Source organism: Serratia sp. BNK-17 (genome assembly GCF_048684935.1).
Taxonomy (GTDB): Bacteria; Pseudomonadota; Gammaproteobacteria; order Enterobacterales; family Enterobacteriaceae; genus Serratia; species Serratia nematodiphila.
On sequence record NZ_JBLQTR010000001.1, the window covers coordinates 2097555 to 2112739 of the forward strand.

Annotated in this window: 13 protein-coding genes; 6 read left to right on the top strand and 7 right to left on the bottom strand. The window is 61.5% G+C overall.

What is annotated here, in order from left to right; translation table 11 throughout:
* Positions 1-39: 39 nt before the first annotated feature.
* Positions 40-1473 carry a capsule assembly Wzi family protein gene (locus ACMGF7_RS09990; protein ID WP_197763813.1) on the bottom strand — a complete coding sequence of 478 codons (1434 nt, stop codon included), beginning with the start codon at positions 1471-1473 and terminating at the stop codon, positions 40-42.
* 225 nt (positions 1474-1698) lie between these two features.
* Here ACMGF7_RS09990 and psiE point away from each other — a divergent pair, with 225 nt between their 5' ends.
* Positions 1699-2106: a phosphate-starvation-inducible protein PsiE gene (gene psiE, locus ACMGF7_RS09995; protein WP_015379238.1), complete on the top strand. Its 408-nt coding sequence runs from the start codon at positions 1699-1701 to the stop codon at positions 2104-2106.
* 211 nt (positions 2107-2317) lie between these two features.
* On the opposite strand, the gene malG is transcribed toward psiE, so the two are convergent.
* Genes malG through malE form a run of 3 tightly spaced genes read right to left on the bottom strand, consistent with a single transcriptional unit; the run spans position 2318 to position 6048 of the window.
* Complete coding sequence (gene malG / locus ACMGF7_RS10000) at positions 2318-3208, bottom strand: maltose ABC transporter permease MalG (protein ID WP_049241397.1); 891 nt, start codon at positions 3206-3208, stop codon at positions 2318-2320.
* 11 nt (positions 3209-3219) lie between these two features.
* Positions 3220-4797: a maltose ABC transporter permease MalF gene (gene malF, locus ACMGF7_RS10005; RefSeq protein WP_049241399.1), complete on the bottom strand. Its 1578-nt coding sequence runs from the start codon at positions 4795-4797 to the stop codon at positions 3220-3222.
* A gap of 57 nt (positions 4798-4854) precedes the next feature.
* The gene (malE, locus tag ACMGF7_RS10010; protein ID WP_420286427.1) at positions 4855-6048 is read right to left on the bottom strand and encodes a maltose/maltodextrin ABC transporter substrate-binding protein MalE; all 1194 of its coding nucleotides are present in this window, start codon (positions 6046-6048) and stop codon (positions 4855-4857) included.
* A gap of 357 nt (positions 6049-6405) precedes the next feature.
* On the opposite strand from malE, the gene ACMGF7_RS10015 reads away from it, so the two are divergent.
* From ACMGF7_RS10015 to malM, 4 genes are all read left to right on the top strand, one after another.
* Complete coding sequence (locus ACMGF7_RS10015) at positions 6406-7377, top strand: alpha-amylase family glycosyl hydrolase (RefSeq protein WP_015379234.1); 972 nt, start codon at positions 6406-6408, stop codon at positions 7375-7377.
* Positions 7370-8479, top strand: coding sequence for a maltose/maltodextrin ABC transporter ATP-binding protein MalK (gene malK, locus ACMGF7_RS10020; protein ID WP_049241402.1), 1110 nt, complete (start codon positions 7370-7372; stop codon positions 8477-8479). Before ACMGF7_RS10015 ends, malK begins: the two co-directional genes overlap by 8 nt.
* A gap of 32 nt (positions 8480-8511) precedes the next feature.
* The gene (locus tag ACMGF7_RS10025; protein ID WP_015379233.1) at positions 8512-9801 is read left to right on the top strand and encodes a maltoporin; all 1290 of its coding nucleotides are present in this window, start codon (positions 8512-8514) and stop codon (positions 9799-9801) included.
* Between the two features lie 97 nt (positions 9802-9898).
* Entirely contained in the window at positions 9899-10804 is a 906-nt protein-coding gene (gene malM / locus ACMGF7_RS10030; RefSeq protein ID WP_015379232.1) for a maltose operon protein MalM, read from the top strand.
* A gap of 55 nt (positions 10805-10859) precedes the next feature.
* On the opposite strand, the gene ACMGF7_RS10035 is transcribed toward malM, so the two are convergent.
* From ACMGF7_RS10035 to ACMGF7_RS10045, 3 genes are read right to left on the bottom strand one after another with little or no spacing between them, the layout of a single operon-like run.
* Entirely contained in the window at positions 10860-11843 is a 984-nt protein-coding gene (locus ACMGF7_RS10035; protein ID WP_088381960.1) for a nucleoside hydrolase, read from the bottom strand.
* 22 nt (positions 11844-11865) lie between these two features.
* Positions 11866-12867, bottom strand: coding sequence for a LacI family DNA-binding transcriptional regulator (locus tag ACMGF7_RS10040; RefSeq protein WP_048325669.1), 1002 nt, complete (start codon positions 12865-12867; stop codon positions 11866-11868).
* Between the two features lie 24 nt (positions 12868-12891).
* Positions 12892-14274, bottom strand: coding sequence for an MFS transporter (locus ACMGF7_RS10045; RefSeq protein WP_075684489.1), 1383 nt, complete (start codon positions 14272-14274; stop codon positions 12892-12894).
* Between the two features lie 392 nt (positions 14275-14666).
* Here ACMGF7_RS10045 and ubiC point away from each other — a divergent pair, with 392 nt between their 5' ends.
* Positions 14667-15182, top strand: coding sequence for a chorismate lyase (gene ubiC, locus ACMGF7_RS10050; protein WP_015379228.1), 516 nt, complete (start codon positions 14667-14669; stop codon positions 15180-15182).
* Positions 15183-15185: the final 3 nt, after the last annotated feature.

The window sequence follows — 15185 nt, forward strand, 5'->3', positions numbered from 1 at the left end:
AAAACCCGCCGCGGCGGGTTTTTTTACGTCTGTAACAAATTACAGATTGATCGGCACTTCGAAGCTGACGCCCGCGCCCACGTCATCGGCGGTGCTGTGATCGTTGTCGGTGTACCACAGGCTGGTATCGAACTTAACCTGGGACGGGAAGGTGTAACCCCAACCGACCTGGACGCCCTTCAGCGTATCGGATTTCGGGAACGCCTGGTTGATGCTTTGGCTCCGCGGGTTCACCTTGGCGTATACCAGACGGGTGCTCCAGCGCTGACTGTCGTCCAGCACCAGCTCGACGCGGCCGGACAGCATCTGGCCGTCGCCGCCCATTGCGTGACCCAGCGGGTAGCCCTGCTGATAGTAGCCGCCTTTGTAGACCCAGTGATTGTAGACATAGCCTTTGCGATCCATATTGGCGCGGGTATCCGCCCCTTCAATCGACCAGTTGATCGTGGTGCTGCCCCACTCAGGGTGACCTTCCAGACCCAACAGATACGTATTTTGTGATGGCAGATAACCGGCTTCATCCTCGCCGACCAGTTGGCCGTACAGGCTGACCGGCAGGCCAATCAGCGGCTGCATTTTCAGCTTGAAGTCGAAACCGGCGAGCTGGTTGCCCGGGTCATTGATTGAATTATCGGTATTGTCTTTGCCGGTTGTCGCATCCCAGAACGAACTCCAGGACTGCGGACGGCCTTCACCGCCCCACATCATGACACGTGACGCACCCAATTCGAGGAAGTCTGTCGGCATCATGGTGAAGCGGCCGCCGATCAGTTTGGTGTGCGGTACAGAACTGTACTGTGACAGCTGGCCTGCGGTCAGTTGGTATTGCCAGCGGCCGATCCACGACAGCCACGGGGTTTCAAACGGCGATTGATCGGCGCGCTGCAGCATAAAGCCGGCTACCGGGCGCGCGGCGTCGGAGCGAATCAGGCTGCCGTCGTAACCCGGGCCCCACCATTGGGAAACCTCGCCGAAGGAGAGCCACTGGTTCCAGATTTTCACTGCGCCGTAGGAGCCGTTCATATTGAATTTTGAGCCGTCGCTGACGCGCTGATCGCCTTCCACCGAGCCTTGCAGACGCACATCCCAGAACTCGCCGTTGGCGCCGGCGCCGATGGTCAGGCGATCGTCGGCGTACTCGTTTTGGCCGAAGCCCTGCGGGGTGCCGGGTTTATCGGTCGATGCGTAACCGCTGACGCGGATGTTGGCCTTTAACGCATCGACGCGGCGTTGCACGCGATCGATGACGTTCTTCTCGGTATTGGTCACCGGCTTGGCCTGCGCGATAACGGAACTGATCTCTTCCTGACTCAGCGGCCAGGTGGACAGGCTGACGTTGATGACGCCGCGGTCAGACAACCAGGCGAGATCGTTACGCAGATCGTTGTCAGGGGCTACCAGGCCGGCGGCGTGGCCGGATAATGCACAGGTAAACAGGCCCGCAGCGACCAGTCCGTTAAGTTTAGCGCGCATAAAAAATCCCTTGTTAATTCGAGGTTATTGGTTTTATGTAAAGATCTCTGCGTCCCATGATAGTTGACATTTCGATTTGCTACAAATCTATGAGTCAGAAACATCTTATTATAAGGTGATGAATTAAATGGGGTTTAAAAACGCTTTCGCGCGAAGGCCAAATTTTAAGACAATGCCTATATTGGCGCTAACGGATAATTTAAGCGGTAATCAGAGAGGATCTTTATGGCAAAAACGTCGCGTTCGATCATGATAGCGAAGGGGCTGCAGCGGGTGCTGAACGTGGGCTTGTTGCTGCTGGCGGCAATTCTGGTGGTATTTCTGGTCAAGGAGACCATCCATCTGGCGAAGGTGTTATTTATTAACAGCGAAGAGTCGTCCTCTTACCTGTTGATTGAAGGCATCGTGATTTATTTTTTGTACTTTGAATTTATCGCCTTGATCGTCAAGTATTTTGAGTCGGGTTATCATTTCCCGCTGCGCTATTTTATTTATATCGGCATTACCGCGATTATTCGTTTGATTATCGTGGATCACAAAAATCCCATCGACACCCTGATCTACGCGGCGGCGATATTGGTGCTGGTGGTGACGCTCTATCTGGCTAACACCGACCGGCTGAAACGGGAGTAGCTGAGATAAAAATGGCGGCCAAAGGCCGCCAAAGACACAGGATATAATTACCCGTCGTCTTTCAAGCGACAGCGTTGTTGACTGCACTCGCTAACCCCAGTTACTTACTGAAGTAAGCGCCTGGGCTTAGCGAGCTGGTCGCCTGGCTGTAACTTGAAATCCATAGGGTAAAAGATAAGGAAAAACATCAAACGCACTGCAGTGGCACAAATTACCCCTTCACGCCGCCGGCCGTCAGGCCACCCACCAGCCAGCGCTGCGCCAGCAGGAACACGGCGGTAATCGGTATCGCCGACAGTACCGCGGCGGCGGCGAAGTCGCCCCACAGGTAGTTCTGCGGGTTGAGATATTGCTGCATCCCCACCGCCAGCGTGTAGCTGTTCACATCGCGCAGCAGCAGCGACGCCACCGGCACTTCGGTGATGGCGGCAATAAACGACAGAATGAATACCACCGCCAGAATCGGCACCGACAGCGGCAACAGCACCAGACGAAACGCCTGCCACGGCGTGGCGCCATCCAGCGCCGCCGCTTCTTCCAGCGAATTGTCGATGGTTTCGAAATAGCCTTTGATAGTCCAGACGTGCAGCGCAATGCCGCCCATGTAGGCGAAAATCACGCCGCCGTGGGTGTTCAGGCCGATAAACGGAATGTACTGTCCCAGGCGATCGAACAGGGCGTACAGCGCCACCAGCGACAGCACCGCCGGGAACATCTGGAAGATCAGCATGCTTTTCAACAGCGCGCTCTTGCCGCGAAAACGCATGCGGGCGAAGGCGTAGGCGCAGGTGGTGGATAGCGTCACGATACCGATGGCGGTGATCGCCGCGATCTTGACTGAGTTCCACAGCCACAGCAGCACCGGGAACGGCGGCGGCGTCACGCTGCCGTCGGCGTGGGTGACGCTGAAGCCGAGCGCCAGCCGCCAGTGATCCCAAGAGAGGGTTTCCGGTATCAGGCTGCCGGTGGCGAAGTTGCCGGAGCGCAGCGAGATGGCGACCACCATCAGCAGCGGAAACATGATCAGGGCGATAAAGCACAGCATCAAGATATGGGTGATCCACAGGCGCAAGCGCTGGGATTTGGGTTGAACCATGGCCATCGTTATTCTCCCTAATCGAAGTTCATCTTGCTGGCTTTCAAATTCAGGATCGCCAGCGCGCCCACCAGCAGGAAGATCAGCGTGGCGATGGCGGCCGCCAGGCCGAAGTCTTGCCCGCCGCCGCCTTCGAAGGCGATGCGGTAGGTGTAGCTGACCAGCAGATCGGTATAGCCGGCCGGCGTGGTGGTGCCGATCATGTCCGGGCCGCCGTTGGTCAGCAGCTGGATCAGCACGAAGTTGTTAAAGTTGAAGGCGAAGCTGGCGATCATCAGCGGCGTCAGCGGCTTGATCAGCAGCGGCAAGGTGATGCGGAAGAAGTTTTGCCACGGGTTGGCGCCATCCATCGCCGAGGCCTCGTACAGATCGTCCGGGATCGCTTTCAGCAGCCCCATGCACAGGATCATCATGTACGGGTAGCCGAGCCAGGTGTTGACGATCAGGATCATGCTCTTGGCGGTGAGCGGATCGCTGAACCAGGCGGGTTTGATGCCGAACAGATGGCTGAGCATCATGTTGATTTCGCCGAAGCTCTGGTTGAACAACCCTTTGAAGATCAGGATCGAGATGAACGACGGCACCGCATAGGGCAGGATCAGCAGCACGCGGTAGATCGCCTTGCCTTTCAGCGCCTCCCACTGCACCACGCAGGCCAACACCATGCCGACCGCCACGGTGAGGATCACCGTCATTACCGAGAACACGATGGTCCAGATGAAGATCGACACGAACGGTTTCTTGATGCCTTCGTCCTGCAGCACCCGCAGGAAGTTTTTCCAGCCGGTGGTGACGGTATAGCCGGGGCTCAGGGTTTCCTGCGCCCAGCCGCCGTCGGCGTTGATCGCCTGATAGAAGCCGATGTCGCCGTTCGGCCGATAGCGCACCTGGGTCTGGTTATTGGTCAGCGTGCTGCCGTCTTTGTCCAGCGCATACAGCGGACGGGTGCCGGAGAATTGGCGAAGAGAGCTCATGCGCAATTCACCGCCGTCGGGCAGTTGCGCCACCAGCTGGCTCAGCGCTTGCCGGTTCTGGGTGATCACTCGCAGCGTGGCGCGTTCGCCCTGCGGCGCGGCGCTCTGCGTGGTCAATGTCAGGGTTTGCGGCGCAGCGGCGTCGAGGCGGAAAGGCTCGGAAATCATCGGCTGTTCACTATCCGGCGAGGTTAATTGCAGGCGCCATTGCTGATTTTCCGCCGGGTAGAGGCCGAAGGTGAAGGTTTTGCCGCTCTGGAACTGGCGTTGCATCAGCACCGATTGCGCGCGCTCAAAGGTCAGCTGGTTGGTGCTGCTGTAGTTGGTAAAGGCGATGGCGATGGTGCAGATCAGCGGGAACAGGACGAACAGTCCCATGCCGGCGACGCCGGGATACACATAGCGCCAGGCGTAGGCGCGGCGGTTGGCGAAGACGTAAAGTCCGGCGCTGACCAGGATCAGCGTCAGGATGGCGAACAGGTATTCACCCTGTGCATACATCAACACAATCAGGTAGCAGGTCACCAGGCTGAACAGGCCGACCACCAGCCATTTCAGCGCGTCGCTTTGCCACCACTTCGATTTTTTACGCGCAGGCGTCCCGGCGTGAGCGAATTGCATAGGGCGTTCCTTTCTGTGAAGCAATGGCGGGGCGCCACGGCGCCCCGCACGACGTCGTTACTTGGTGATGCGGGTCTGCACGTCGTCCAGCGCGGCTTTCACCGTCTGACGGCCGCTGACGGCGTTGATCACTGCACTGCGTTCGGCGTACCAGAAGGCGCTCATCTGCGGGATGTTCGGCATAATCTCCCCGTTTTGCGAGTTCTGCATGGTGGCGGCGATCTTCGGATCTTTGGCCAGCGCCTCCTGGTAGGATTTCAGCGCCACCGCGCCCAGCGGTTTGTCTTTGTTGACGTCCGCCAGCCCTTCGTTGGTCAGCAGGTAGTTTTCGAGGAACTCGGTCGCCAGCTCCTTATTCGGACTGGCGGCGTTGATGCCGGCGGTCAGCACGCCGACGAACGGCTTGGACGGTTTGCCTTTGAAGGTCGGCAGCAGCGTCACGCCGTAGTTGATTTTGCTCTGCTCGATGTTGTTCCAGGCCCATGGCCCGTTGATGGTCATCGCGGTTTGGCCTTTGTTGAACGCGGCCTCGGCGATCGAGTAATCGATATCGGCGTTGATGTGTTTGTTTTTCACCAGATCGACGATGAACTGCAGGCCAGCCTGTGAACCGGCGTTGGCGACGCCGACATCCTTGATGTTGTATTTGCCGTTTTCATACTTGAAGGCATAACCGCCGTCGGCGGCGATGATAGGCCAGGTGAAGTAGGGTTCCTGCAGGTTCCACATGATGGCGCTCTTGCCGCCGGCGCGCAGCTGTTTGTCCAGCGCCGGGATCTCTTCCCAGGTCTTCGGCGGCTGTTTGACCAAGTCCTTGTTGTAAATCAGCGACAGCGCTTCGACGGCGATCGGGTAGCCGATCAGCTTGCCGTCATAGCGCACGGCGTCCCAGGTGAACGGGAACAGCTTGTCCTGGAAGGCTTTGGACGGGTGGATTTCGGCCAACAGGCCGGACTGCGCATAGCCGCCGAAGCGGTCGTGGGCCCAGAAAATGATGTCAGGACCGTCGCCGGTGGCGGCCACCTGCGGATATTTTTCTTCCAGTTTGTCCGGGTGCTCGACGGTGACCTTGATGCCGGTGTCTTTTTCGAATTTCTTGCCGACTTCCGCCAGGCCGTTATAGCCCTTGTCGCCGTTGATCCAGATAACCAGTTTGCCTTCCTCAATCTTGGCGAAGGCGGAAGAAGAGAGCACCAGGGTGGCCAGTGCCGAGAGCGCCAGCGTGCGGGCGAGGGTAATGCTGCGAGTCATAATCCAGTCCTTCTTTTTGTGGGCACATAAATCAAGGAGAGACGTTTCGCGGTAATAGTGGGTCACAACGCGACATATTCTCATCCTCCCCCCTCTACGCCCCTAAGATGAGGAGTGTGATCCAGTTAACGTTGTGCTCTATTCTGTGGCGTCAGGCACAAAATAGGGGGGCGATTTTTGCCAGCCGGATCACAGATTTGCCTTAAGCGCGGAACTTCTCATCGCCGCGGTCGTTCTCTCATCCTCCCGCCTCCTCCCCCATGAAAAATCCTGTTACGGATGATTACCCTTTCCGGTGACTCCCGCACTATCGGCACATCGATTTTTAACGCCACGCGCAGCAGGGATACCGGATTTATGTCGTCAATGCCTATCGCCACTCAGCCCACCCTGTACCGGATCCATCCGGCCAGTTTCCGTGACGGAAACGGGGACGGCGTGGGCGACGCACACGGCATGCTTGCAGCGCTGCCGTACCTGAAAGCGCTGTCGATCGACGGCCTGCTGCTGCCGCAGACGCTGGCGCCGGAGGCCGAGGCGACGGTGACGGGCGAAGGGCTGACGCTGTGGTACGGCGATGAAGCCAACCGCGTTCGCAATGCCGTCGCGCCGCAGCGGTTCGCCCACGGCGCGCTGGCGCTGGACGTGATGCCGTTCAGCGCGGAGAAGCTGGCGGCGGTGTTGCACGCCCGCCGCGCCACGTTGGCGGACAGCCTGTGGAGCACCGGGGATGCCGAGCAGCCAAGAGTGGTCAGCCGCTGGGGGCAAGGCGATTTGCGTTCCGCCGCCGCCTTTTTGACGCTGTTGGCGATGTTGCCGGCGCCGATCTGCCTGTATCAGGGCGAAGAGCTGGGGCTGCCGCATGCCGCCGGCCTGCAGGATCCGCGCGGCGCGCAAACGCCGATGCCGTGGCATGAAGCCCCCGAACAGGTCACCGCCGGGGAGATCAGCTGGTATCAGCAGGTGGCGATCGAACACCGCGCATTGGCCATCAGCCGCCAACAGCACGACAGCCACTCCACCTTACGTTACTGCCAGGCGCTGTTGGCCCTGCGCCGTTCGCCGCTCATCCAGCGCGGCGAGCTGAACGCGGTCAGCCAGCGGGACGGCGTGGTGCGCTTACTTATTACCCATCAGGATCAATGCCTTGAAGCGCTGATAAACCTGCAGCCTTATACTCAGGCGGCCGCGCCGTCTGAGGCGACCTTGCCGTTGGCATGGCAGCACGGCGCGCAGCAAGAGGGTCATCAATGGGTTTTGGCGGGCTTTGCCTCCGCCATTTTCACACGACATGTTAACTGCGAAAGCAGGGGAGTAACGCATGGCTAGCGTGACACTGCGCAGCGTTTATAAGGCCTTCGGTGAGGCCGTGATTTCCAAAGACGTCAATCTGACCATCGAAGACGGCGAGTTTGTGGTGTTTGTCGGGCCGTCGGGCTGCGGCAAATCGACGCTGCTGCGCATGATCGCCGGGCTGGAGGACATCACCTCCGGCGACCTGCTGATCGGCGAGAAACGGATGAATGAGGTGCCGCCTTCCGAGCGCGGCATCGGCATGGTGTTCCAGTCCTACGCGCTGTATCCGCACCTGTCGGTGGCGGACAACATGTCGTTCGGCCTGAAGCTGGCCGGCGCCAGGAAAGCGGAAATCAATCAACGGGTGAACCAGGTCTCCGAGGTGCTGCAGCTGGCGCACCTGCTCGATCGGCGGCCGAAGGCGCTGTCCGGCGGGCAGCGTCAGCGCGTGGCGATCGGCCGCACGCTGGTGGCCGAGCCGGACGTGTTTCTGCTCGACGAACCGCTGTCCAACCTCGATGCCGCGCTGCGGGTGCAGATGCGCATCGAGATCTCCCGTCTGCACAAGCGCCTGCAGCGCACCATGATTTACGTCACTCACGATCAGGTCGAAGCGATGACGCTGGCCGACAAGATCGTGGTGCTCGACGCCGGTCGCGTGGCGCAGGTCGGCAAGCCGCTGGAACTGTACCACTACCCGGCCAACCGCTTCGTCGCCGGGTTTATCGGCTCGCCGAAGATGAACTTCCTGCCGGTCAAGGTGACCGCTGCGCAGGCGCAACAGGTGCAGGTCGAACTGCCCAACCGTCAACTGGTCTGGCTGCCGGTGGAAGGCGCGGGCGTTCAGCCCGGCGCCAACCTGTCACTGGGCATTCGCCCCGAACATCTGCTGCCCGGCGAAGCCTCTGAAGTGCGGCTTACCGGCGACGTACAGGTGGTGGAGCAGCTCGGCAACGAGACGCAAATCCACATCCAAATCCCGGCCATCCGTCAAAACCTGGTGTACCGCCAGAACGACGTGGTGCTGGTAGAAGAAGGTGCCACATTCGCCATCGGCCTGCCGCCTCACCGCTGCCACCTGTTCCGTGAAGACGGTACGGCATGTAAACGGCTGCACCAGGAGCCGGGCGTTTAAAGCATCAAAGTCGGTATAACAGGAGAATAATGATGACTACTCTGCGCAAACTTCCTCTGGCACTGGCTGTCGCCGCCGGTGTTCTCTCTACTCAGGCGCTGGCCGTGGATTTTCACGGTTACGCCCGTTCCGGCATCGGCTGGACCGGCAGCGGCGGTGAGCAACAGTGCTTCAAGGCCACCGGCGCCGCGAGCAAATACCGTCTCGGCAACGAATGTGAAACCTACGCCGAACTGAAACTGGGGCAGGAAGTGTGGAAAGAAGGCGACAAGAGCTTCTATTTCGACACCAACCTGGCCTATTCGGTCTCGCAACGTTCCGACTGGGAAGACGTGACGCCGGGCTTCCGCGAAGTCAACGTGCAGGGTAAAAACCTGATCGACTGGCTGCCGGGCTCCACGCTGTGGGCCGGTAAGCGTTTCTATCAGCGTCATGACGTTCACATGATCGACTTCTACTACTGGGATATCTCCGGCCCGGGCGCCGGTCTGGAAAACATCGATCTGGGCTTCGGCAAGCTGTCCGCCGCCGTGACCCGCAACTCCGAATCCGGCGGCTCTTACGGCTATCTGGATAACGAATGGAAACAGCGTCCGACCGTCAACGACACTTTCGACCTGCGTCTGGCCGGCCTGGAGCTGAACCCGGGCGGCACCCTGGAGCTGGGCGTGGACTACGGCCGCGCCAATGCGCAGGATAACTACCGCCTGGCGGACGGTGCCAGCAAAGACGGCTGGATGTTCACCGCGGAACACACGCAGAGCATCCTGAACGGTTACAACAAGTTCGTGCTGCAGTACGCCACCGACTCGATGACCTCGCAGAACAACGGCCGCAACGAAGGCGCCACCATCGATAACAACGGCAAGATGATCCGCGTGCTGGATCACGGCGCCATCGACTTCAACGATCAATGGGCGCTGATGTACGTCGCCATGTTCCAGGACATCGACCGCGACAACAACAACGGCACCACCTGGTACACCGTGGGCGTGCGCCCGATGTACAAATGGACGCCGATCATGAGCACCTTGCTGGAAGCCGGCTATGACAACGTCAAATCCCAGCGCACCGGCGATCGCAACGGCCAGTATAAAGTGACCCTGGCTCAGCAATGGCAGGCGGGCAACAGCATCTGGTCGCGTCCGGCCATCCGCCTGTTCGCCACCTACGCCAAGTGGGACGAGAAGTGGGGCTACGCCACCGGCGATGACACCGGGTATAACGCCGGCACCGCTTACAACGACACCAGCATGCATACCTTCAGCCGCGGCAAGGATGACGAAGTCACCTTCGGCGCCCAGATGGAAATTTGGTGGTAACGACAGGACGGGGAGGGCCGCAGGCTCTCCCCCAATCGCATTCGCCGCGGCCGGATCTCTTGCCTGATCCATCGCGGCGCTGAAAGAGGATATAACGATGAAAAAGAATCTGCTGTCACTCTGCCTGTCGCTGGCGCTGACCGTCGGCGCGCCTTTGGCGGCCAATGCCGATACGCCGGCCAACGTTTCCGTCGCGCCGGCCATCAGCGCCGCCACGCTGCAAAGCCTGCCGTGGCAGCCGTTGCAGCCGCCGGTGTCGCAAGAGGTGAAGCTCGACGCCGTCAGCCCGCAGCTCAATCAGGGCGAGATCCAGGGGGCGATCGCCGCCTATACGTTGCCGGCCGATCGCGGTTCGCTGGAAGTGACGCTGAGCAGCCTCGCCAAAAACAATTCGCTGTACGCGCCGAGCGTGCTGGTGCTGGACGAGCATCTGCGCCCGGCGGCGTATTACCCGAGCAGCTATTTCCCTTACCAGCCGCCGGGGGCGATGTCCTCCGATCGTCTCGAAGGCACGCTGAAGCTGACGCCGGCGCTCGGTCAAAAACAGATTTACCTGCTGGTGTACACCACTCGCCAGGATTTGGTGAAAACTACGCAGCTGACCAACCCGGCCAAGGCCTATGCGCAGGGGGTGGGCAACGCGGTGCCGGATATCCCGGATCCGATCGCCGGCCACGCGACGACCGGCACGCTGAAGCTTAAGGTCACCGCTGAACAGGGCACCGGCAACGTGATGATCGGCATGCTGCAGCCTGCGCCGAGCGTGGCGCCGGTGGTGGTGGGGTCGAGCACCCCGGCCGCAGCGGCGGCACCGATGCCGACGCCGGAGAAACCGGCGGAGCCGATGCTCAACGATACCGAAAGCTACTTTAATAACGGCATCAAGCAGGCGGTGAAGGCGGGCGATATCGATAAGGCGCTGAAGCTGATGAATGAGGCCGAGAAGTTGGGCTCTACCACTGCGCGTAAAACGTTTATCAGCAGCGTTAAAGGCAAGGGGTAACACCCGGCGCTGCCGATGCTGGCTCGATGATTGGTGCGCCTTGGCGCACCTTTTTTCATCCGCGCGCCAGCGTTGCGCCGATCAACGCCAGCAGACGGGCGTTGTCCACCTGCTGCATGATGCGCACCGGCTTGCCCTGCGGCGGCGGCATACCGACCGTCAGGCGCAGGCCGCCCGGCCGCCAACGGCGTGAGCTGCCGCGCGTCAACGCCCCTTCCAGCGCCACATCCACATGGAACATTTCGGTCGTGACCAACTGCGGTTCCAGCAGCCAGGCGATCACCAGCGCATCATGGATCCAGCAGCCCGGCAGGCGCCGCGTATGGCGCGAATAGTCGATCCACGGCTGCGTGGTGGCGCGCAAATAACGGCATAGCGGGGTATCCGGCTGGGTCAGCGCGGCCAGATCCGCCTGGGTCAGCATGGTCTGGGTGGTGACGTCCAGCGGCGCCAGCGTGATATTGGCACCGCTGTTCAACACCAGCCGCGCCGCTTCCGGATCCAAACCAAAATTGGTGTCCTTGATGTATCCTTCGACGTTGAACACGCCGCCCATGATCACGATCTCTTTCACCGCCTGCGCCATCTGCGGGTAAAGCTGCATGGCGTGCGCAACGTTGGTCAGCGGGCCGATCGCCGCCAGCGTGATCTCGCCGGGATGCCGGCAGATCAGTTCGCCGATGGCGATGGCGGCGTCCGGTGCGGGCGCGTTGGCCAGCGAGGGGGCGGGCAAGTCGCGCCACAGCGCCGCCAGCTGAGGATCGGCGATTGGGCGGTCCAGATGTGCGCGCCACGGCTCCGGCGGCTCGCTCAGGGCGCGCGCCGCGCCGAGGGCGACCGGTACCCGGTAGCCGCTCTGCGCCAGCAGATCGGAGGCGACGGCGAAGCCCACTTCACGCGGGGTATTGCCGGCCACGATGCTGATCAGCTCCAGTTGCAGCTGCGGTTTGGCCGCCAGCGCCAGAGCCAGCGCCAGACCGTCATCGACGTTGGCGCCGGGAACGCCGTTGCCGGGATCGCAATCAATGATTAAACGCATAGTAAGGTGTCCTGAGAAACCGCTAACAGCCGCACGAGTGGCGGATGCGCAGTTGAAAAGCGAATTCATGCAGCTCGGCGGGCGCGGCGCCGGCGGCCAGCATGGCGATGGCCCGTTTGGCCATGGCGTCGATCGGCTGCTCGACCGCGCTGAGCGGCGGCACGCTGAATTCGGATTGCTGCGTGCCGTTAAAACAGATCAGCGCCAGATCATCCGGCGCGCGCAGCCCATGTTCCGCCAGCGCCGACAGGCAGCCGAGCGCCTGCTGCTCGTTAGAGGTGAAAACGGCGCGCGGGCGCGGGCCTTGCACCAGGCGCTGGGTGGCCTGGTAACCGCCCTGGCGGGTGTAGGGCACCTCGAAAATCCATTCGTCGCGCGGCGCGATGCCCGCTTCCAGCAGCGCATCGCGCCAGCCGTTCAGGCGATCCTGTGCGTTGAGCATGGTCAGCGGGCCGATAAAAATGCCGATATCGCGATAGCCGTGCTGCAGCAGATGGCGGGTCGCCTGGCAGGCGGCGTCGCGCTCGTCGACGCGAATGGCGCAGACGCCGGCCTGGCTGTCGATGGTATCTATCATCACGCAGGGCGTGCCGGAGGCGCGGATCAGATCGAACCACGGATGGCGATCGACGCTGGTGTACAGCAGGCCGTCGACCTGGCGGCGCAGCAGGTTGTTGATCAGCTCATATTCGCGCTGCCGGTCGTCGCCGGCGTCGCCCAGCAGCAGCACGCGGCCGCGGCTGAAGGCCTCCTGCTGCAGCGCCCGCGCCAGCGTGGCGAAGAACGGGTTGGAAATATCCGGCACCACCAGCCCATAGGTTTGCGTGCTGCCGGAGGCCAGCGCTCGCGCGATGTCATTCGGCCGGTAGCCGGTCTGCTCGATCGCCGCCAGCACGCGCAGCCGGGTGGCTTCCGCCACCGGGCGCGGGCCGTTGTTGATCACGTAGCTGACCACGGCGACGGAGGTGCCCGCTATGCGAGCCACGTCGGCGCGGGTAACGCGGCGCGCGGAGTGATTATCCAAATTGAGGTCCTGTTCGCCTTCCCGCTACGCGGCATCCTGCGGCAGGTTGAGATCGCGGCCGCGGGTTTCGGGAGCAAAGAAGGTGGTGATTAAGCCGATGGCCGCCATTACAACAAAATAGCAGGCGACAGGCCACCAGTGACCGAAACCGGACAGCAGCGCGGTGGCGATCAGCGGCGCAGTGCCGCCGGAGAGGATCGACCCGAGCTCCTTGGCGAACGCCATTTTGGAGTAGCGGTTCTTCACGCCGAACAGTTCGACGCCGTAGGCCGCCTGCACGCCGAAGATCCCCAGCGATGCGATGCACATGCCGACCACGATCACCGAGATGACGATCGCCGGCTCACGGCTGTCGAGCAGCCAGAACGCCGGGAAAGCGTACAGCACCAGCAGCAGGCAGAACCACCGGTAGGTGATGCGACGGCCGAAACGATCGGAGAGCCAGCCGGCCAGCGGGATCACCAGAAAACCGCACAGTGAGGCGATCAGCACCGCCAGCGCCGGCACCGATTTATCGACCATCAGCACCTTGGCGACGTAGCCGACGATAAAGCCCTGGCACAGGTAGGAAGGGCCGTTCTCGCCGATGCGCAGGCCAAGCATCACCCAGAACGCCTTGGTGCGTTGCAGGTAGCTGCGTGAGTCCGGCGTGGCCTGGGCGGCGTCGAGCATGCGCTGGTGGTTTTGCTGCAGTTCGCGTTCGAACACCGGCGTTTCCCGCACGTGGCGGCGCAGATACAGCGCCACGCCGGCGATCAGGATACTGGCGAGGAACGGAATGCGCCAGCCCCAGCTCATCAGGTCTTCCTTGTCCAGCTGCAATACCAGCAGCCACACCAGCGACGCCAGCAGGGTGCCACTGTTGGAGCCGATGGCGATGATCGACGCCACCAGCCCGCGCCGCTTGGCCGGCGCGTATTCCGCCAGCATCACCGCCCCGCCGGACAGCTCCGCACCGGCGCCGAACCCCTGCGCGAAGCGCAGGATCACCAGGCAGGCGGGCGCCCAGACGCCGATTTGCGCATAGGGCGGGATCAGGCCGATCAATGTGGTGGAGAGGCCCATCAGCGCCACGGTGGTGATCAACACCACGCGGCGGCCTTTGCGATCGCCGATCCAGCCGAACACCAGCGCGCCGATCGGCCGCGCGACGAAGCCGACGGAGTAGGTGGCGAAGCTGGCCAGCAACGCCACCAGCGGCGTGGCTTCGGGGAAGAACACGTCGCCGAACACCATGCCGGCCGCCAGGCCGTACAGCGCAAAGTCGACGTATTCCATGGCGGTGCCGAGCCAGCAGGAGAAGGTGGCGCGCCAAAATTGGCTGCGCCCCTCTTTGGTTGCCAGGCGTTCATCGGCCGCCAGCGCGGCGTCGGCGGTCTGTGAAGGGGCAAGCGTTGTTTCGCTCATGGCAGTGCTATCCTCTTTTGTTCTGCGCCTGGAGGGGCGCGGTTAAAGATGGTTTCCCTGGTGCCGGCAACAAAGGTGTGCCGACAAATCATGTCGGACGCATGGCGATTCAACGCTGCGGTATCAGGGTATCTACGCGCGTAGATAACACAACGCGAGGAAGCTGAAACTTTGCGGGCGATCACAGAATCGTCAGCGCGCCGGGAAATGAAGATAGAGAATGCGGATGGCAAAAAGATGACAGAACCCCGGTTTTTCCGGCCGATTGACCTGCCGTTTTCGCCACGAATCAGCCTGCCGCTTTCGCATTTCTGCGCTACAATGGGGGCCTGTTAACAGTTTGTATCGTCTGGCGCGCCGTACCGGCTGCGGTTCAGGCGAGGAGTAAAGCAATGTCTGGCATCAGGGATTCCATCCTGCCGCCGCTGGAGTGGTTATCCGAACAGGATCCTCCGGCGCCCGCCGCCGTCAGCGACTGGCTGATGGAGTTAGGCTCCATGACCCGACGATTTGAACGCCATTGCGCCCAGGTGCGCGTTGAACCGCAGCGCGAATGCTTCGTCACGCGCGAGGCGCTGGGCGACGAGGCGAACCACCTGCCCGATAGCCCGCGCTACTGGCTGCGCGAAGTGGTGCTGCTGGGCGACGGCCAGCCCTGGCTGCTGGGGCGCACGGTGATCCCGGAACATACGCTGACCGGCCCCGACCAGGCGCTGGTGGATCTGGGGACGCTGCCGCTGGGGCGCTATTTGTTCAGCAGTGGCGATCTGACCCGCGACTATATCCATATCGGCCGACAGGATGCGCTGTGGGCGCGTCGTTCACGGTTGCGGCTGGCGGGCAAGCCGCTGCTGCTGACCGAACTGTTTTTACCGGCTTCGCCGCTGTATTCAGCGGTTCCCGCATAAGAG

Excerpts from the sequence above, each read along its gene's own strand:
- ACMGF7_RS09990 (WP_197763813.1), bottom strand. The coding sequence starts at position 1,473 with ATGCGCGCTAAACTTAACGGACTGGTCGCTGCGGGCCTGTTTACCTGT.
- malF (WP_049241399.1), bottom strand. The coding sequence starts at position 4,797 with ATGCAATTCGCTCACGCCGGGACGCCTGCGCGTAAAAAATCGAAGTGG.
- malE (WP_420286427.1), bottom strand. The coding sequence starts at position 6,048 with ATGACTCGCAGCATTACCCTCGCCCGCACGCTGGCGCTCTCGGCACTG.
- ACMGF7_RS10025 (WP_015379233.1), top strand. The coding sequence starts at position 8,512 with ATGACTACTCTGCGCAAACTTCCTCTGGCACTGGCTGTCGCCGCCGGT.
- malK (WP_049241402.1), top strand. The coding sequence starts at position 7,370 with ATGGCTAGCGTGACACTGCGCAGCGTTTATAAGGCCTTCGGTGAGGCC.
- ubiC (WP_015379228.1), top strand. The coding sequence starts at position 14,667 with ATGTCTGGCATCAGGGATTCCATCCTGCCGCCGCTGGAGTGGTTATCC.
- psiE (WP_015379238.1), top strand. The coding sequence starts at position 1,699 with ATGGCAAAAACGTCGCGTTCGATCATGATAGCGAAGGGGCTGCAGCGG.
- ACMGF7_RS10015 (WP_015379234.1), top strand. The coding sequence starts at position 6,406 with ATGTCGTCAATGCCTATCGCCACTCAGCCCACCCTGTACCGGATCCAT.
- malG (WP_049241397.1), bottom strand. The coding sequence starts at position 3,208 with ATGGCCATGGTTCAACCCAAATCCCAGCGCTTGCGCCTGTGGATCACC.
- malM (WP_015379232.1), top strand. The coding sequence starts at position 9,899 with ATGAAAAAGAATCTGCTGTCACTCTGCCTGTCGCTGGCGCTGACCGTC.
- ACMGF7_RS10035 (WP_088381960.1), bottom strand. The coding sequence starts at position 11,843 with ATGCGTTTAATCATTGATTGCGATCCCGGCAACGGCGTTCCCGGCGCC.
- ACMGF7_RS10045 (WP_075684489.1), bottom strand. The coding sequence starts at position 14,274 with ATGAGCGAAACAACGCTTGCCCCTTCACAGACCGCCGACGCCGCGCTG.